General features: G+C 72.7%; 19 protein-coding genes. 16 read left to right on the plus strand and 3 right to left on the minus strand.

Annotation, left to right across the window (positions count from 1 at the left end; all coding sequences use genetic code 11):
* Positions 1 to 46: 46 nt before the first annotated feature.
* Positions 47 to 1669 (minus strand): ribonuclease J, encoded by a 1623-nt coding sequence (locus VKH46_06715; GenBank protein ID HKB70521.1) that lies wholly within the window; start codon positions 1667 to 1669, stop codon positions 47 to 49.
* Between the two features lie 19 nt (positions 1670 to 1688).
* Positions 1689 to 2537 (minus strand): 16S rRNA (adenine(1518)-N(6)/adenine(1519)-N(6))-dimethyltransferase RsmA, encoded by an 849-nt coding sequence (rsmA, locus tag VKH46_06720; GenBank protein ID HKB70522.1) that lies wholly within the window; start codon positions 2535 to 2537, stop codon positions 1689 to 1691.
* A gap of 133 nt (positions 2538 to 2670) precedes the next feature.
* Between rsmA and VKH46_06725 the strand changes: the two genes are divergently transcribed.
* The 15 genes from VKH46_06725 (at position 2671) to VKH46_06795 (ending at position 16489) form a co-directional block, all read left to right on the plus strand.
* Positions 2671 to 3666: a MoxR family ATPase gene (locus tag VKH46_06725; protein ID HKB70523.1), complete on the plus strand. Its 996-nt coding sequence runs from the start codon at positions 2671 to 2673 to the stop codon at positions 3664 to 3666.
* Between the two features lie 12 nt (positions 3667 to 3678).
* The gene (locus tag VKH46_06730; protein ID HKB70524.1) at positions 3679 to 4605 is read left to right on the plus strand and encodes a DUF58 domain-containing protein; all 927 of its coding nucleotides are present in this window, start codon (positions 3679 to 3681) and stop codon (positions 4603 to 4605) included.
* Positions 4602 to 5468 carry a hypothetical protein gene (locus VKH46_06735; protein ID HKB70525.1) on the plus strand — a complete coding sequence of 289 codons (867 nt, stop codon included), beginning with the start codon at positions 4602 to 4604 and terminating at the stop codon, positions 5466 to 5468. The genes VKH46_06730 and VKH46_06735 overlap by 4 nt, the downstream gene beginning before the upstream one ends.
* Entirely contained in the window at positions 5465 to 6466 is a 1002-nt protein-coding gene (locus VKH46_06740; GenBank protein HKB70526.1) for a VWA domain-containing protein, read from the plus strand. The genes VKH46_06735 and VKH46_06740 overlap by 4 nt, the downstream gene beginning before the upstream one ends.
* Positions 6463 to 7422 carry a vWA domain-containing protein gene (locus VKH46_06745; protein HKB70527.1) on the plus strand — a complete coding sequence of 320 codons (960 nt, stop codon included), beginning with the start codon at positions 6463 to 6465 and terminating at the stop codon, positions 7420 to 7422. Before VKH46_06740 ends, VKH46_06745 begins: the two co-directional genes overlap by 4 nt.
* Entirely contained in the window at positions 7419 to 8060 is a 642-nt protein-coding gene (locus VKH46_06750; GenBank protein HKB70528.1) for a tetratricopeptide repeat protein, read from the plus strand. The genes VKH46_06745 and VKH46_06750 overlap by 4 nt, the downstream gene beginning before the upstream one ends.
* Complete coding sequence (locus VKH46_06755; GenBank protein HKB70529.1) at positions 8057 to 9598, plus strand: BatD family protein; 1542 nt, start codon at positions 8057 to 8059, stop codon at positions 9596 to 9598. The genes VKH46_06750 and VKH46_06755 overlap by 4 nt, the downstream gene beginning before the upstream one ends.
* Before the next feature lie 45 nt (positions 9599 to 9643).
* Positions 9644 to 10786, plus strand: coding sequence for a sensor domain-containing diguanylate cyclase (locus tag VKH46_06760; GenBank protein ID HKB70530.1), 1143 nt, complete (start codon positions 9644 to 9646; stop codon positions 10784 to 10786).
* Between the two features lie 258 nt (positions 10787 to 11044).
* Positions 11045 to 12388, plus strand: coding sequence for an L-lysine 6-transaminase (gene lat / locus VKH46_06765; GenBank protein ID HKB70531.1), 1344 nt, complete (start codon positions 11045 to 11047; stop codon positions 12386 to 12388).
* 7 nt (positions 12389 to 12395) lie between these two features.
* A complete protein-coding gene (locus VKH46_06770) occupies positions 12396 to 12986 on the plus strand; it encodes a Maf family protein (protein HKB70532.1) in 591 nt (196 codons plus the stop codon).
* Positions 12983 to 13519 (plus strand): hypothetical protein, encoded by a 537-nt coding sequence (locus VKH46_06775; GenBank protein ID HKB70533.1) that lies wholly within the window; start codon positions 12983 to 12985, stop codon positions 13517 to 13519. The genes VKH46_06770 and VKH46_06775 overlap by 4 nt, the downstream gene beginning before the upstream one ends.
* 9 nt (positions 13520 to 13528) lie before the next feature.
* Positions 13529 to 13702, plus strand: a complete 174-nt coding sequence (locus VKH46_06780) for a hypothetical protein (protein HKB70534.1) — start codon at positions 13529 to 13531, stop codon at positions 13700 to 13702.
* 15 nt (positions 13703 to 13717) lie between these two features.
* A complete protein-coding gene (locus VKH46_06785) occupies positions 13718 to 14869 on the plus strand; it encodes a thiol reductase thioredoxin (protein HKB70535.1) in 1152 nt (383 codons plus the stop codon).
* 46 nt (positions 14870 to 14915) lie between these two features.
* Positions 14916 to 15761, plus strand: coding sequence for an AAA family ATPase (locus VKH46_06790; GenBank protein ID HKB70536.1), 846 nt, complete (start codon positions 14916 to 14918; stop codon positions 15759 to 15761).
* Positions 15758 to 16489, plus strand: a complete 732-nt coding sequence (locus tag VKH46_06795; protein ID HKB70537.1) for a hypothetical protein — start codon at positions 15758 to 15760, stop codon at positions 16487 to 16489. The genes VKH46_06790 and VKH46_06795 overlap by 4 nt, the downstream gene beginning before the upstream one ends.
* A 120-nt stretch (positions 16490 to 16609) precedes the next feature.
* On the opposite strand, the gene VKH46_06800 is transcribed toward VKH46_06795, so the two are convergent.
* Positions 16610 to 17608 (minus strand): YihY/virulence factor BrkB family protein, encoded by a 999-nt coding sequence (locus VKH46_06800; protein ID HKB70538.1) that lies wholly within the window; start codon positions 17606 to 17608, stop codon positions 16610 to 16612.
* Between the two features lie 82 nt (positions 17609 to 17690).
* Between VKH46_06800 and VKH46_06805 the strand changes: the two genes are divergently transcribed.
* Positions 17691 to 18248 (plus strand): Glu/Leu/Phe/Val dehydrogenase dimerization domain-containing protein (locus tag VKH46_06805; GenBank protein HKB70539.1); only part of this gene is annotated, 558 nt, incomplete at its 3' end.

Genomic DNA, 18248 nt, shown 5'->3' on the forward strand with positions numbered 1-18248 from the left:
GCTGAGCCGGCCGGACGCCGGCGTCGAGCCGGCCGAAGATGCCCGCTCAGGCGCGGGCGACGACGACCGCGGCGACGAGAGGACGCACGCCCCAGCGCCGGCGGCACGCCCGTTTGGCGGCGGCCGACGCCTCGCGGCGGATCCACTCACGATCCGCCGCCTCCGCGCGCGAGGCGCGGTCCAGCGCCGCCTCGACTTCGAGCGCGACGGCGGCGCCGCCGTCCTCCGGCGCCGAGACCCCGCGAAACGAGACGTCGAGCACCTTTCGCGTCGCCGCGGCGACGACGACGGTGACGAATCCCGCCGCGGCGAGCTGGCGCCGGTCGCGCAGGACGTCGGGACCGATCGCCATGGCGGAGGCGCCGTCGAGCCACACCACCTCCGCGGGACGGGCCCCCCGCTCGACGCGGAAGCTCTCGCCGGCGAACAGCGAGTCGCCGTTCTCGAGGACGAAGACGCGCTCGGCGGGCACGCCGGCGCGGCGGGCCGCGGCGGCGCCGTGCTCGAGAGCTTCGCGCCGGCCGTGGACCGGAAGGGCGGCCCGCGGCGCGAGCGCGGCGATCAGCAGCTCGAGGTCCCCGGCGTACGCGTGGCCCGACACGTGCGCCGCGTCGCGCACGACCGACGCGCCGCCCCGCAGGAAATCGTCGACGACCCGGGCGACCGCGGCCTCGCGCCCCGGAATCGTGCGCGCCGAGAAGAGCACGCGGTCGCCGCGCGAGAACCGCAGGTCGGGGAGCGCGCCGGCCGACAGCCGCGCGAGCGCGGAATTCGGCTCCGCCTGGGAGCCGGCGCAGAGGACGAACGCCCGGCGCGGGGCGAGCTGCGCGAGGGTGTCGCGGCCCGCCGCGGCTCCGGCCGGGATCGAGAGGTACCCGTGCCGCTCGCCGAGCTCGGCGATCTCCGCCATGCTCCTCCCGACGATCGCCACCTTCCGGCCCGCCTCCCGCGCCGCCGCCGCGGCCGCCCCGATCCGCGCGACGTGGCTCGAGAACGTCGTGAGGACGATCCTCCCGGGCGCCCCTTCGGCGATCAGCCGCTCGAGCCCCTCCCGCGCCTCCCGCTCGGACGGGCAGCCGCCGTCGCGCTCCGCGTTGGTCGAGTCGAGGAGCAGGAGGTCGCAGCCGCCCGCGCGGGCGGCGATCGCGTCGAGGTCCGTCCCTTCGCCGAACGGCGAGTCGGGGTCGAACTTGAAATCGCCGGTGTGGAAGATCTTCCGCCCCGCGACCTCGATCAAGAGGGCGGCCGACTGGGGCACGGAGTGGGACACGGGAAAGAAGGTCACCGCGAAACCGCCCGCCTCGACCGGCTCGCGCCAGGAGACGGCGCGGATGTCCACGTCCGCCCCCTCCTCCGAGACCCGCCGGCCGGCGAGCGCGGCCGTGAACGGGGTCGCAAAGACGGGCGCGTCCACCGTTCGTCGAAGAAACGAAAGCGCGCCGATGTGGTCCTCGTGCCCGTGCGTGAGGAAGACGCCGGCCACGCGGTCGCGCGCGAGCGGCGAAAAGTCGGGAGCCACGCGGTCGACGCCGATCCCCGGGAGGAGCTCGTCGCCGAAGGAGATACCGGCGTCCACGACGATCGCTCGGCCGCCGGCGCGGATCACGAGACAGTTCTTGCCGAACTCGCCCAGACCGCCCAGGTGGGTCAGCTCCAATGACTCCGTCATTGAAACCTCGATGACTCCGTCATTGAAACCTCACCCCCCGACCCCCTCGAGAAGGGGAGACCGGGACGGGCGCCGCTGCCCGGGCGAGCCTCACGAATTCCTCGGGAGACAGTTCCTCCGCGCGCGCCGTCGGCGCTTTCCCGATCGCCGCGAGCGCTTCCTCCCACGGTCCGCGCGGACCTCCCGCGGCGAGCGCGTTCGCGAGCGTCTTTCGGCGCGCGCGGAATCCCCGGGATACGACGTCGAGGAGATGGACGAGCTCCTCTCGCTGCGCCGGCGGTTCCTTCGGCCTCAGCCGCACGACGGAGGAGACCACCTTCGGCCGCGGCCGGAACGCGCCCGGCGGCAGGTCGAACAGAATCTCCGAATCGGCGAAGAACGCCGTGAAGACCGAGAGATACCCGTAGTCGTCCGACCCCGGGCGCGCGACGAGCCGGCGCGCCACCTCCCGCTGGACGGTGGCGACGATCCGCGAGACCGCGCCCCGCTCGCGAATCGCGCAACGGAGGATCGGCGTCGCGACGTTGTAGGGAAGGTTCCCGACGACGGCGGCCGGCGGCGCGAGCCCGTGCGCCGCGAGCCGCTGGCCGATCGTCAGGGCGAGCGCGTCTCCGACCTCGATCACGACGTTCCCCAGCGGCGCCAGCTCGCGCGTCAGCGCCTCCGCCCGCCGCGGGTCGATCTCGACGGCGAGGAGGTTCGCGCCGGCCGCAGCGAGGCGGCGGGTGAGAACGCCGTCTCCCGGCCCGATCTCCACGACCGACTCCCCGGGAGCGATCGCCGCGGCGCCGACGATGCGATCGGCGGCCGAGGAATCGACGAGGAAGTTCTGCCCCCACCGGCGAAGCGGCGGGAAGGGAGATCCCATCGCTCGATTCTCTGCCGCGCGACCGGACCGGTCAATGTGGCGCGGCGACGACGAAAAAGCCCGGTCCGCGCCGCGGAAGTCCTTGAAACACCGGGAGAAAGACTGGCATCCGCGTTGCGTGGTCCGGGATCGCTTGGAACAGCCGCAGCTCATCGCCCTGCCGGGGCCCGGTTTCGAGGAGCAGCGGGGGAAGCTCGCCGAGCTCCGCCGCGCCGTCCACACCGCGCTCGTGGGCCAGGAGGCTTTCCTCGACCGGCTCCTGATCGGGCTGCTCGCGCGCGGCCACGTCCTCGTCGAGGGGGTCCCGGGACTCGCCAAGACGCTCGCGATCCGCGCGGTGGCCGCCGCGATCGACGCCTCCTTCTCGCGGATCCAGTTCACCCCGGACCTCCTTCCGGCGGACCTCACCGGCACGCTCGTCTTCCATCCCTCGACGGGAGAGTTCACGCCGCGGCTCGGACCGCTCTTTGCGAACATCGTGCTCGCCGACGAGATCAACCGCGCGCCCGCGAAGGTCCAGTCGGCCCTCCTCGAGGCGATGCAGGAGCGCCAGGTGACGCTCGGAGACGGGACGCATCGCCTTCCCGATCCGTTCTTCGTGCTGGCGACCCAGAACCCGATCGAGCAGGAAGGCACGTATCCCCTCCCGGAGGCGCAGACGGACCGTTTCCTGCTCAAGTGCCTCGTGCGGTACCCGTCGCGCGACGAGGAGCTCGCGATTCTCGACCTTCCCGGGCCGGGGATGCCCGCGCTGCCCGCCGCGGTCGTCTCTCCCGCCGACCTCGACGCGGCGGCGCGCACGGTCTCCGAGATCTACGCCGACCGCCGCATCCGCGAGTATCTCGTCTCGCTCTGCGCCGCGACGCGCTCGCCGCGCGACGAGGGATTCCCGGAAGCGGCGGGATGGATCGCGTACGGCGCTTCGCCGCGCGGCTCGCTCTCGCTGCTCGCGGCGGCGAGAGGCCGCGCATTCCTCGAAGGACGCGCGTTCGTCATCCCCGAGGACGTCAAGGCCGTCGCGCCCGACGTGCTCCGCCATCGCCTCGTGCTGACCTTCGAAGCGGAGGCGGAAGGCATCCGGCCCGACGACGTGATCGCTCGCCTCCTGGTGCGGGTGCCCGTCCCGTGACGGCGGACGCCGATGCGGCTCCCCTTCTCCCGCACTGACCGGCGGCGCCGCCGCCGCCCCCGGACGCTCGACGCCGCCGAGCTGCTTCGCCGGGTGGAGAGGATCGCGATCGCCTCGCGCCGCCGGAGCGACACGGCCCCTTCGGGCGACTACCGCTCGGTGTTCCACGGGCGCGGCATGGAGTTCTCCGAGGTCCGCGAGTACCGGCCGGGCGACGACGTCCGCGCGATCGACGGCAACGTCACCGCGCGGACCGGCTTCCCGCACGTCAAGCTCTTCCGCGAGGAGCGGGACCGGACGCTCCTCTTCCTCGCCGACCTTTCGGCGTCGGAAGACTTCGGCAGCGCTTTCGCCACGAAGCGCGACCTCGCCGCGGAGGCGGCCGCGGCGATCGCGCTCGGCGCCGCCGCGCACCGCGACCGCGTCGGCGCGATCCTCTTCACCGACCGCATCGAGAAGATCGTGCGCCCGGCGCGCGGCAAGCCCCACGCTTTGGCGATCGTCCGGGACGTCCTCTCGCGCCCTCTCGAGGGCTTCGGGACCGACCTCGCGGCAGGGATCGCCGCGGGCCGGCGGATGCTGAAATCGCGGGCGCTCGTCGTCGTGCTCTCGGACTTCCGCGCGTCCGGATGGGAGAGGGAGCTCGGGGCGCTCGCCCGCCGCCACGACGTCGTCGCCCTCGCTCTCGCCGATCCGGCCGAGCGCGCGTTCCCCTCCCCGGGCCTCTTCCGGCTCCGCGACGCGGAGACCGGCGAGACGCGGCTGGTCGACGCCTCCGCAAAGGCGTTCCGGTCCGCGTGGAGCGCCGGGGCGGCCTCGGAGGCCGCCGGCGCGGCCTGCGCCCGCGCGGGAGTCGATTTCCTCGCGCTCGAGACGACGCGCTCGCCGTCCCGCGCGCTCGACTCCTTCTTCCGCGCCCGCCGAGGAGCGGTCCGATGACGGCGCACGCGGTCGCCTCGCCCGCGCGCGTCGCGGTCGGCGATCCGATCCGGGTCGCCCTCTCGCTCGACGCGCCGCCCCGGTCCTCGGTCGCGCTCGTGAACCCGCCGTCCACGCGGGACCTCACGCGGATCGCGGTTTCTCCCTGGACGTACCGCCGGGAAGGGGCGGCCGGGCATCTCGAAAGGATCGAGACGTGGGCGGCCTTCGCGCCCGGAACCGCTCCGCCCCTGCGGTACGCGTACACGGTTCGATCCGCGGGAGCTCCCGCCGGCGGCGGAAAGATCGAGACGGCGCCCGTCGCCGTCGTCTCCGTGCTGGCGCCGGGGAAACCCCCGCAAGCGGCGCCGCTGCGGCCGCCCGTCACCCGTCCCTTCGTCGCCTGGCAGCTGCCGGCCGCCCTCCTCCTCGCCGCGGCGGTCGCGGTCCTTTTCGCGATCTTCCTGCGCCGCCGCCGCGCCGCGTCGCGCGTCCGGACCGCGGACGAGATCTTCGACGGCGAGCTCGATCTCCTCGAGAGCTCGCTCGGGAAATCCGCCCCGGAAGAGACGTTCTACGACTGGCTCGCGGAGATCACGCGCTGGTATCTCGAGCAGAAGCTCGGGCTTCCCGCGCCTCGTCTGACGTCCTCCGAGATCGTCGCCCGGCTGCGGGAAGCCGGGGCGCTCGCCGGGCTCTCCCGCGCGAAATCCGGCGCGGCGGCCGACGCGGCCGCGACGGTGTTCTCCGTCTGCGACGGCTTCCGCTTCGCCCGCCGCGAGCATCGGCTCGACCGGGCGCGCGAGGCGATCGCCTCCGCCCGCGCGGCGGCCGCCGCCATCCGCGAGAACGAAGCGGCGCAAGCGGAGAGGAAGAGCGCGTGATCGGATTCGCGCATCCCGCGCTCCTGGGGCTGCTCGCCCTGCCGATCCTCCTCGCGCTCGCGCGCCGGCGGAGCCGGGGAACGTCGGCGATCGAGGTGCCCGGCCTCGCGCCCGCGCGCCCGACGGCCGCCTCGCGCCTCGCCGCGCTGCCCGGCGCGCTCACGGGGCTCGGGCTCGCCTGCGCGATCGCCGCGCTCGCCGGACCGCGGCGGCCGGTCCGGCGCGCCTTGACCGGGACGCCGGGAGCGGCGATCGCGGTCGCGCTCGACGTATCGGGCTCGATGTCCGCCGAGGACTTCCAGCCGCGGAATCGTCTCGACGTGGCGCGCGGCGTCGTCGCGGATTTCGTGCGCGGGCGGCCCGACGACGAGATCGCGCTCCTCGCGTTCGCGGGCGACGCGAGAACCGTGTGTCCCGCGACCGAGGACCACGACGCGCTGCTGGCGCTGCTCGCGCCGCTCGACGGGACGAAATTCGCGGACGGCACCGCGATCGGCAACGCGATCGCGACCGGGGTGGCGCGCCTCAAGGCGCTCCCCGTGAAGAGCCGCGTCCTCGTCCTCGTCACCGACGGCGGCAACAACGCGGGGCAGATCGATCCCGACACGGCGGCGAGGATCGCGGCGGCGTTCGGGATCCGGATCCACGCCGTGGCCGTCGGCAAGGGCGGAAGGGTTCCGATCACCGTGACGGTGCGCGACCCCGAGACCGGCCGGTCCGAGAAGCGGCGCATCGAGGCGGAGGTCCAGGTCGACGAAGCGCTCCTCCAGCGGATCGCCCGGACGACCGGCGGACGCTTCTTCCGGGCGACCGACGCGCGGGCGCTGCGCGAGATCTTCGCGGCGATCGACTCCCTCGAGAAGACTCCGGCGCCGCGCCGGTGGGAGATCTCGTGGCAGGACCTCTCCGCCGCGCCGACGATGGCCGCCGGCGCGCTCCTCCTCGCCGCGCTCGCGCTCGGGTCCGGGCCGCTCCGCGTCGAAACGGAGGCGGCGTGACCTGGGGGGATCCGCGCTGGCTCTGGGCGATCGCGGCGGCTCCGCTCGCCGCGGCGGCCGTCGACCTCGCGGGACGGCGGGCGCTTCGCGCGGTGCGCCGCCTCGACCCCTCCTTCCGTCCGCGCGGACGGGCGCGGGCGCTCCTTCCCGCCGCCGCGGTCGCGCTGCTCGCCGCCGCGCTCGCCCGGCCGCAGTGGGGCTTCCGGCGGGTGTTCACCGCCTCCCCCGAGACGGACGTCGCCCTGCTCGTCGACACCTCCGGGTCGATGCTCGCGCGCGACGCCGCTCCCGACCGCTTCGGCTCCGCGCGCCTCTTCGCGCGCGACCTGCTGCGGCGCCTCCCCGAGACGGCCCGGGCCGCCGTCGTGCGGGTGGAAGGGGACGGGGAAGTGATCTGCCCGCTCACGCTCGACCGCGCCGCGGCGGAGAACGCGCTCGAGGAGCTCTCGCCGCGGGGCGCCGCCGCGCCCGGATCCGATCTCGGGCGCGGGGTCCGGACGGCGCTCGCGCTCCTGTCGTCGCGCCCCTCGCGCGTCCGCGCCATCGTCCTCCTCTCCGACGGCGAAGACCTCGACGCGGGGCTCCGCGACGCGGTCGCCGAATGCCGCCGCCGCGGGATCACGGTCGATACGGTCGCCGTCGGCACCGAGGCGGGAGCGCCGGTGCCCTCCCGGACCGGAGGAATCCTGACCGAGGGAGGGGCGCCCGTCGTGTCGCGCGCGCATCCGGCGGAGCTCGCGGCTCTCGCGCGCGAGACCGGCGGCCGGTTCGCGCTCGCGTCCCGCCCCGCCGCGGCGGCATCCTTCGCCGCTTCGTTCCGGGCCGGGCCCGGTTTCGGGCGCGGCGCGCCGGCGCGCGAGCCGATCTCCCGCGCCGCCTGGCCGCTCGGCGGCGCGATCGCGGCCTGGACGGCGTGGTGGGCGCCGCGCCGCCGGCCGGCGCCGGGGAGCCGATGAAGACGGCCGCGGCGGTCGCGCTCGCTTCTGTCCTGTCGGTCTTCTCGCCCGCGCGCCGGGACGCGAAGAAGGGCGCCGAGGCGTACCGCGACAAGAAGTTCCCGGACGCGGCCCGACGGTTCGGCGAAGCGGCGAAACGCGACCCTTCCGATCCCGCGTGGACCTTCGATCTCGGGACGGCGCTCGGCGCCGCCGGAAAGCCCGGCGACGCGCGCGGACCGCTCGGCGCGGCCGCCCGGTCCGGGGAGCGGAAGCTCGCCGCCGACGCGCTCTACCAGCAGGGGACGCTCGACCTCGGCGCGGGAGACTACCGCTCCGCGGCCGACGCGCTCCGCGAAAGCCTCCTCCGCGATCCCGCCCGCCCGGACGCCCAGCGCAACTACGAGATCGCCTGGCGCAAGCTCCAGGAGCGCAAGCCGCCCCCTCCGCCGTCCTCCGGCTCGCCGCCGCCGGCGCCGGAGAAGAAGAAACCGCCGGCGCCGCAGCCGCCGGGCGCGCGGTCCGGGAACCGCGACGAAGAATTCGAGCGACGCGCGGGAATGACCCGTCAGGAAGCCGAGGCGCTCCTGCGGAGCCTCGACGCGGAACAGCGCCGGCGGGAGAAGACCGCCCCGGCGGCTCCGGGGAAAGACTGGTGAGACCGGCCGCCGCTCTGGCCCTCGCCGCGGCGCTCCTGGCCGCTTCCGTCGGCCAGGCGGCGGACCCGCCGTCCGCGACGGCGACGCTCACGCCGGCCGAGCTCTCCTCCGGACAGATCGCGATCCTCCAGATCGAAGTGACGGGGGCCTTCCGCCTCGCTGCGGCGCCCACACTTCCCCTGACGAACCTGACCGTCGTCTCGGGACCGTCGCTCGAGAACCGGTTCGAGTGGATCAACGGACGGAGCTCGAGCCGGACGGAGCTCGTTTACCGCGTGCGCGCCGGCGAGCCCGGCCGCGCGGCGGTCGGCGCGATCCGTCTCGTCGCGGCGGACGGCCGCGTCGTCGCGACCGAGCCGATCTCGGCCTCGATCGGGAAGGGAACGCCAGAGGCGCCGCCCGAGGCCACCGGGGATCCGGCGCTCGTCGCGCGTCTCGAGCCGCCCTCTCCCTACGTCGGCCAGCAGGCGGTCTGGACCCTCTATCTCGTCACCCGGGGACAGGCCACGCGCGGCGAAGTCCAGGCGCTCCCCGACTTCCGCGGCTTCTGGGCCGAGGATCTCGAGCGCGAGCCCAACGTGCAGCCGCAGGTCTGGAACCTTCGCGGCACGCTCGTCCGCGCGTATCCGATGATCCGGAAGGCGCTCTTCGCGACCCGGCCCGGAAAGCTCTCGATCGGGCCGGCGCGCGCGCGCGTGGCGGTGCGCGTCGATTCGTTCGACCTCTTCGACTCGCCCTTCGCCGACGCTCCTCCGGTCGAGCGCGCGTCGGCCGCGATCCCGGTGATCGCGAGGCCGGCCCCGGCGCCGGGCGTTCCCGTCGGGACCTTCGCGTTCCGGAGCTCGATCGACCGCCCCCGCGTGGCCGCGGGAGGCTCGCTCGCGTTCACCGCGCAGCTTTCCGGGGACGGCCGTCTCGCCGACGTCCCGGCGCCGCCGCTCGCCGTCGAAGGCGCCCGCGTCTCCGAGCCGGAGTCGCGCCTCTCGATCCGGCGCAGCGCATCCCGTCTCTCCTCCACGCGGACGTGGCAATGGGTCGTCACCCCCGAGCGCGGAGGCGAGCTCGCCCTTCCCGCGCTCTCGATCCGGGCGTTCGACCCGGCGCTCGGCCGCGTCGTGACGGTCTCGACCGGGGCGCTCCGCGCCTCGGTCGAGAGCGCCGCGCCCGCCCCGGTCCCCGCGCCGCGCGCGCCGAGGGCGGCGCCGGCGAGCCGCGGGATCTCCCCGGAGGCGGCGGCCGCCGCCGCGGCCGCCGCGGCCGCGCTCCTTCTCGTCGGTTTCTGGGTCGGGCGGCGCCGGACCGTCGCCGCGGCGGCTCCGGCGCCGGGATCTCCGGCGGCCGAAATCGACGTCGATCGCCTGCTCGACGCGCTCGACGCCGCCGCGGCACGGCGAGGCACGGAGGCGCGGGAGCAGGTGTCCGCGTGGCGGCGGCGCCGCGACGAGATCCGTTTCGCGCCGCACTTCTCCTCCCGGGAGGAGTCCGCCGCCCGTCTCGAGGCGGAGATCCGGCGCGCCGCGGCGCGGGAATTGGGGTAGGCGCTCCGCCTTTTCGGCCGGCCCGCATGCTAAGATTTTTGGTCCATGTCTTCGGTCCATACCCTCGAAAACAATCGCCTCGAAGACTTCCTCGAGAGGCACAAGGCGTACTACCCGTACTCCGGCGAGATCGAGATCGACCGGTTCCTCCGCGAGATCCTCCAGAAGGCGAACGAATTCGTCCCGTCGGAGGCGGGCTCGATCCTCCTGGACGACCCGGCGACGAAGAACATCGAAGACCGCTCCGAGAGCGACCTCGTGTTCATCGCCACGTTCGGGCGGCACGCCCCCGCGATCCTCGGCCAGAGGATGAGCGCGCGGATCGGGATCGTCGGGCACGTCTACGTGAGCGGCGTCGCGTACATGACGCCCGACGTGGTGGACGACCCGTATTTCTACCCGTCGATCGACATGACGACGCAGGAGGAGACGCGGTCGGTGCTGTGCGTCCCGATCAAGATCGAGTCCGCCGTCTGCGGCGTGCTGGAGCTCGTCAACCGCGAAGGGCCGGGGGGATTCGTCGGGAAGGACCGCCGGCTGATCGAGATCTTCGCCGATTACGCGTCGATCTCGATCCAGAACCTCCTCGACGCGCGGCGCGCGCACGAGGTCGCCAAGCGCGACGGGCTGACCGGGCTCTACAACGATCGCTATCTGCACCTGCGTCTCTCGCAGGACCTGTCGCGGCTCGCCCGCGACGGCGGCGACCTCTCGCTCATCTTCCTCGATCTCGACAACCTGAAGGCCGTCAACGACCACCACGGGCATCTCGCGGGGAGCCAGGTGCTGCGGGAAATCGGCTACATCCTCGCGAAAACCGTCTCCGACGACCGCGCGACCCTGACGCGCTATGGCGGGGACGAGTTCGTTCTCGTCCTTCCCGGCATGACGCTCGCGGAAGGATTCCGGCTCGCCGAGACGCTCCGGGAGACCATTCGGAGCGCCGTCTATCTGTCGCGCCCGTACGGGTTCAACGAGGCGCCCCTGTCGCTCCGGAACCTGACGGCGTCGCTCGGCGTCGCGTCGGTCCGGGAGAACACGACTTCCGGCGCGCCGATCGAGCAGCAGAAGAACGAGCTCCTCCGCGCCGCCGACGCCGCGATGTACCGCGCCAAGGAGGGGGGAAAGAACCGAACGGAGACGGCGCTGCCCGGCATTCCCCATCCGACCGCGAAAGCGGTCGGGTAAGCGCGCGCCGATAGGGGTCGTTATACGAGTCCGTGCGGGCCGCCCGCGGGCTCAACGTACGCCACCGGTACGCCTCGCCCGCGGGCCGGCCCACCCGAACCCGTCTTCCAACCCCTCTCGACGCGCTCCGTCGTCACTCCCGGCCGAAGCCGCACCCGATCGATTCGTCATTCAGGCCCCTTTCAGAATGGACCCGTCGTTCATTGAACGAACCCTGTCCGCGTGATAATTTCCGTCCGAAAAGAAGGGAGACGCCGCATGTCCTCAGTGGTCAAATACGGGGTCGAAGCGCGGGAAGTGCTCGACAGCCTGTCCCGGCACATCCTCGTCGACGGCTACCACGTCGTCATGGACCTCCAGCGCAGCCGCGGCTCCTACCTCTACGACGCGCGGAGCGACCGCTACATCCTGGATTTCTTCACGAATTTCGCGACCTGCCCGATCGGCTACAACCATCCCCGGCTCAAGACGATCGAGTTCCGGGAGCGGATGGCCGACGTCGCCACGAACAAGCCGGCCAACAGCGACATCTACACGCAGGTCTACGCGGAGTTCGTCGAGACCTTTTCCCGGATCGCCGTTCCCGCGTCGCATTCCGGGCACCTGTTCTTCGTCGAGGGAGGCGCCGTCGCCGTCGAGAACGCCCTGAAGACCGCCTTCGACTGGAAGGTCCGGAAGAACTTCGCGCGCGGGCTCACCGCCGAGAAGGGGCACCAGATCATCCACCTGAAGAACGCGTTCCACGGCCGCACCGGGTACACGCTCTCCCTCACCAACACCGCCGACCCGAGAAAGACCCAGTACTTCCCGAAGTTCGACTGGCCGCGGATCACCTGCCCGAAGCTCTCGTTCCCGGTGACCGATGCGGTGCTCGCCGAGGTCGAGAAGCTCGAGGAGCAGGCCGTCGCCGACATCCGCCGCGCCGTCGCCGAGCGCAAGGACGACGTCGCCGCGCTGATCATCGAGCCGATCCAGGGAGAGGGTGGAGACAATCATTTCCGTCCCGAGTTCTTCCGCAAGCTCCGCGACCTCGCCGACGAGCACGAGTTCCTCCTGATCTGCGACGAGGTGCAGACGGGCGTCGGGACGACCGGCGCGATGTGGGGGTGGCAGAACACGGGGATCGTCCCCGACATCTTCGTCTTCGGGAAGAAGACGCAGGTCTGCGGCATCGCCGTCAACGGCCGGATCGACGACGTCGACTCCGTCTTCAAGGTCTCCTCGCGCATCAACTCGACGTGGGGCGGCAACCTCGCGGACATGTTCCGCGCGACGAAGTACTTCGAGATCATCGCCGCGGAGAACCTCGTCGAAAACGCGCGCGCCGTCGGCGAGCACCTCCTCGTCAAGCTCCAGGCGCTCGCCGAGGAGATGCCGCACGTGGTCTCGAACGTCCGCGGGAAGGGGCTCTTCCTCGCGTTCGATCTGCCGAGCACCGAGCTCCGCGGCAAGGCGCTCGAGGCGTGCCTCGCCGAGGGGCTGATGGCGCTCGCGTCCGGCTTCCAGGCGATCCGGATGCGCCCGGCGCTCAACCTCACGGCCGCCGAAGCCGACGAGGGGGTCGAGAAGCTGCGGCGCGCCCTGAAGAGTCTCGCTGCCTGACTCCCGCATCCTCCTCGCCTCCGCCTCGCCGCGGCGGGCGGAGATCCTGACGGCGCTCGGGATTCCGTTTCGGGTCGAGCCTTCCGGCATCCCCGAAGACGTCCGTTCCGGGGAGGACGCGGTGTCGGCGGCGCGGCGGCTCGCCCGGGCGAAGGCGGAGGACGCCGCCCGCCGGACCTCGCTCCCGGTCCTCGCGGCCGATACTCTCGTCTTCCTCGAAAGCGAAGTTTTCGGAAAGCCCGCGAGCGAGGAGGACGCTCGCCGGATGCTCGCGTCGCTGTCCGGAAAGACGCACTCCGTCGTGACCGGGGTCGCGCTGCTCGCCGGCGGGCGCCTTCACGAACGCGCGGTCGTCTCGACGGTCCGGTTCGCTCCGATGACGGAGGCGGAGATCGCCTGGTACGCGGCTTCCCGCGAGCCGATGGACAAGGCGGGAGCGTACGCCGTGCAGGGCGCGGGCGCGCGCTTCGTCGAATCGATCGAGGGGTCGCCGAGCAACGTGATCGGGCTTCCCGCGCGCGCGGTGTACGAGCTCCTGCGGGAGGCCGGTCTCGAGGACTTCGCGCTGCCGGCCGCCGCCCGCGAGGACCGCCGGTGAGCAAGCGCGACGTCGTCTGGTTCGCGCCGACGCTCGCGGCCGCGCGCCGCGCGTCGAGGCGCGGGAACACTCGCCCGGGTCAGCGCGGCGTCGATCGTTCGAAGCCGCCCGCCGGAAACCGGTTCGCTTCGCCCCGCGCCCCCGCGGCGCTCGTCCGCGCGCTTTCGGCCGGTCAGCCGGTCGCCGTCGTCGATCCGCGCCGTCGCGATCCCGCCTGGGAGCGGGCGAAGCGGCGGTTCCTGCTTCCCTCCGCGCCGGACCTCCTGCGCGACGCGATCGGCGGGATCGCCGCGCAGGAGTCGCCTCCCGGGAAAGCCGGCGGCGCCCAAGGACCGTCCCGCGCCCACTGGCTCCCCGGCCCGCTCACCGACCGCCGCGCCGCCGCCCTCCTCGCGCAACCGCCCGTTCCGCCTCTCTGGATCGTGGAGGACTTCCGTAAGCTCCGGATCTCCCCTGCCATGCGCGATCGCCTCGACGCACGCGGGATCCGCATCGCGGCCTACCGGGCGCTATCGCGGGCGCGCCCGCGATAGAATCGCGGGATGAAGGTCTTCCCCGTTGTCGCGGTCCTCGCGCTCGCCGCGGCGCCGCTCGCCGCCGCGAACGCGGAACCGAAAGCCGCGCTCCCTTTCATCGAGAACGACTACGGCAAGGCGCTCTCCCAGGCGCGCGCGAAGAAGCTCCCGATCTTCGCGGACGCCTGGGCGCCCTGGTGACACACCTGCCGGTCGATGAGGGCGTTCGTCTTCACGGACGCCGCCCTCACGCGGCAGGCCGGACGGTTCGTCTGGCTCTCGATCGACACGGAAAACGCGAAGAACGCCGGCTTCCTGAAGAAGTTCCCCGTCAACGTCTGGCCGTCGATGTTCGTGATCGACGGAGCCTCCGAAACCGCCGCGATGCGGTGGGTCGGCGGCGCCACGACGGCGCAGCTCCTCGGGATCCTCGCCGACGGCGAGCGCGCCGTCCGCCGGACCCGCGGCGGCTTCGAGCAGGCGCTCGCGCGCGCGGACCGCGCCTACGCGGAAGGAAAGAACGCGGACGCGGCGAAGGGGTACCGCCAGGCGATCGCGCTCGCGCCCCGCGTGTGGCCGCGCTACGGCCGCACCGTCGAGTCGCTCCTCTTCGCGCTCGAGCAATCGGGGGATCCCGCCGGCTGCGTCGCAACCGCGCGCGAGGCGTTCGGGCGCGTCCGCCGTTCGACGTCGGCGGTCAACGTCGCCGGGAGCGGCCTCGGCTGCGCGGTCGAGCTCCCGGCCTCTTACCCGGGGCGCAACGAGCTCATCGCGGAGCTCGAGCGCGACGTGCGGGAAGTCATGGCCGACCCGAAGCTCACGATGTCGGGCGACGATCGCTCCGGTCTCTACCAGACGCTGATCGACGCCCGCGAGGACGCCAGGGACCCCGCCGGACAGCGCCAGCTCACCGAGGAGTGGTCGGCATTCCTCGACGGGGCCGCGGCCCGGGCGAAGACGGTCGAACAGCGCGCGTCGTTCGACTCCCACCGCCTCTCGGCGTATTTCGCGCTGAAGGAGCCCGGGAAGGCGGTCCCGATGCTCGAGCAGTCCGAGAAGGACCTCCCGGACGACTACAACCCGCCCGCGCGCCTCGCGCTCACGTGGAAGGAGATGCGGGAGTGGGACAAGGCGCTCGCGGCATCGGATCGCGCGTTGGCGAAGGCTTACGGCCCGCGGCGCCTCGGCATCCTCCGGACGCGCGCCGAGATCTACCAGGGGAAAGGCGACGAGGCGTCGGCGAAGAAAACGCTCCAGCAGGCGATCGCCGAGGCCGAAAGCCTCCCCGAAGGTCAGAAGAACGCCGCCGTGCTCGCGGGGCTGAAGAAACGGCTGGACGCGCTCGGCAAACCCGCGGGGGCTTCCTGACGGGCGTCACCGACGCGCCTCGGCGGGACTCCGTATAGACCTCGTCATGTCGACCCTCGAGAAGGCCGCGCCCGCTCCGGGCATCTACAACGACTACTACGGCTTCCGCGAGGCGCCGTTCAACATCACGCCCGACCCGCGATTCCTCTTCTTCTCCGATCGCCACCGCGAGGCCTTCAACCACGTCCTCTTCGGGATCCGGGAGCGAAAGGGATTCATCCAGCTGACCGGCGAGGTCGGCGCCGGGAAGACGACCGTCTGCCGCGCGATCCTCGAAGAGCTCGGGCCGCGGTACCGCACGGCCCTGATCCTGAACCCCTGCATGACCGCGACCCAGCTGCTGCGGGCGGTCCTCACGGAGCTCGGGCTCCCGCGCCGCGCCGACCGGACCGCGAGCCTCGAGACCCTGAACCGGTTCCTCCTCGAGCAGGTCGCCGGCCAGCGCGACGTCGTGCTGATCATCGACGAAGCGCAGGACCTCGATCTCGATCTCCTCGAGCAGGTCCGGCTGCTCTCGAACCTGGAGACCGACCAGCGAAAACTCCTGCAGATCGTGCTGATCGGGCAGCCGGAGCTGCGCGACACGCTCGACGCCCGCGCCCTGCGGCAGCTCCGGCAGCGGATCACCGTGCGCTACCACCTCACGCCGCTCGACCGCGGCGAGACCGAGCGCTACATCGAGCACCGGATGATCGTGGCCGGCTGCGACCGCGCGCCGACCTTCACGCCGTGGGCGATCCGGAAGATCCACGGCTACTCGCGCGGCGTCCCGCGGCTCATCAACGCCGCCGTCGACAAGACGCTGCTCGCGGGGTTCGTCGCCGCGACCGACCGCCTGACCGGCCGCCACGTCGCGCGCGCGATCCGCGAGCTCGAGGGGAACGTGCGATGAGCCTGATCGACGACGCCCTGAAGCGGGCCCGCGAGGAAGCCGCGCGGCAGGACGAGGCCCTCCGCCGCGAGAAGCGGCCCTGGATCCCGCCTCCGCCGGAGAAACTGCGCTCCGCCGGATTCCCGGTCGTCCTCGCGGCGGCCTCGGCGGTCGTCCTGCTCGGCGCCGCGGCCTGGTGGGTGACGCGAAACCGGGGGGCGACGCCGCGCCCGGGGAACGGAGCGTCCGCCCCGCGAGTTCCGGCGTCTCCGATCTCCGCCGCCCCGCGGACGGCTCAGCCCCCGCCCGTTCTCGAGACCGTCGAGGTCCCGCCGCCGGCCGGAGAACGAATGCGAGCTCCCGAACCTTCCGCCGCCGCACCGGCGTCCGCGGCCGACGCGTCTCCGACGGCCCCCGCTCCGCGTGCCCGCCGCGCGTCCCCTGCGCCTGCGGCGGCTCCGCCGCCGCAGGCCGGGTCCGCGGCCGCCCCGGCGCCCGAACGCGCTTCCCGCGGTTCCGCTGCGGCCGCGTTGCGCGACGGAAGCACGTTCGTCCGCGTGGCCGATCTTCCTTCGGGCGAGAAGATCGAGCTCGGGGGGATCGTCTGGTCGGACACGAATCCGGTGGCCGTGATCGGCGGTCAGCTGCTGTCCCCCGGCGCCCGGATCGGCGACTTTCAGATCGTCCGGATCGAGGAGAACCGGGTGACGCTATACGGGCGCGGCGTCACGATCTATCTGACACCGTAGGCGAACGGCGCTGACCGTCGCGGGAACCGGCTCGGGGGACGGGAGCCGCCCTCCGTTCGCGATCCCCGTTGCTCGCGCCTCGGTAGCTCGCGCACGGACACGCGCGGCCGATCGGCGCGCTCAGCGCTGGACGGCCTTCGGCGAGAATCGTTCGCGACGCGGCCCCGAGAATCGCCGGCCGCGAGTCTCGCCGCGTCTTTTCAGACGGCGCAGCGCCGCGGCCTGGAAGTCCGCCCGACGCGCTCCCGGCGACGGCGGACGCTCCGCCTCGCGGAACGCGAGCGTGTGGACGTGGGTGAACTCCGCTCCGAGCAGCAGGATCAGGCTGACGTAGTAAACCCACAGGAGGATGAGCACGACCGATCCCGCCGCCCCGTAGGCCGACGCGACCGCCGTGCGGCCGAGATAGAGCCCGATCGCCCACTTGCCGGCGTTGATCAGGAGCGACGTCACGAACGCCCCGAGCCACACGTCGCGCCATTCGATCTCGGCGTCCGGAAGGATGCGATAGATGAGCGCCATGAGCACCGTGATCATCCCGTACGAGACGAGCACGTCGGCGACGTGGAGGAAGCCGACCGGAATCGACTCGTGCCACTCGAGGTACTCCCGCAGCGCCGAAAGAGCGGCCGAGAACGCGAGCGATACGAGCAGCAGGAACCCGACCGCCAGCAGCAGCGCGAACGAGAGCAAACGCTTTCGCAGGAGCGTCCGGAATACGTGCCCGGGGCGCGGGGCGACGCCCCAGACGGCATTGAGCGCTCGCTGCAGGTGCACGAAGACGCCGGTGGCTCCCGAAAGGAGCGTCGCGACGCCGACGACGCTCGCGAGGCGGCCCGACTTCCCGCTCGCGACCTTCCGCAGGACCTGCCGGACGGTCTCGCCGGCGCCCGCGCCCATCAGGCCGGCGAACTCGCGAACGATTCGCCCCTGAACCACGTCGCGGCCCCAGACGAGACCGGCGACGAAGATCACGACGAGCAGGACCGGGGCGAGCGAGAAGAGCGTGAAATAGGCGAGCGCGGCGCCCTGGGTCGGGACGCCGTGGCCGAAGAAGTCCTCCACGATCCGCTCGGTGAGGCGGCGGAAACGGCGGAAACCCGTGCGCGCAAGTGCCATGCTCCGACGGAACAGCACGCTCTGTGCCACCCGATGCGCGCGGCCCGCCATATACAATCGCGGTCGGAAGGAAGGAGGGTCCATGGCGAAGGTCAAGTCCGCCCGGGTTTCCCCCGCCGCCCGCCCCGTCTCGTCCGCCCGCCCCGCGAACCCGTTCGAAACGGCGCTCGAGCAGTTCGACCGCGCCGCGGACCTGCTCGGTCTCGATCCCGGGATGCGCGAGGTGCTGCGCCGGCCGAAACGCCAGCTGATCGTTTCGGTCCCGACGAAGATGGACGACGGTTCCATCCGGGTTTTCGAGGGGTACCGAGTCCAGCACAACATCGCGCGCGGTCCCGCCAAGGGCGGGATCCGCTACCACCCGCAGGTGACGCTCGACGAGGTGAAAGCGCTCGCGTCCTGGATGACCTGGAAGTGCGCGGTCGTCAACATCCCGTTCGGCGGCGGCAAGGGGGGCGTCATCTGCGACCCGAAGCGCATGTCGCAGGACGAGCTCGAGCGGATGACTCGCCGTTTCACCTCCGAGATCTCGATCATCATCGGACACGACCGGGACATCCCCGCGCCCGACGTGTACACGAACCCGCAGGTCATGGCATGGATGATGGACACGATCTCGCTGACGAAGGGGTACTCGACG

The sequence above is a fragment of the Thermoanaerobaculia bacterium genome, from assembly GCA_035260525.1.
GTDB lineage: Bacteria > Acidobacteriota > Thermoanaerobaculia > UBA5066 > DATFVB01 > DATFVB01.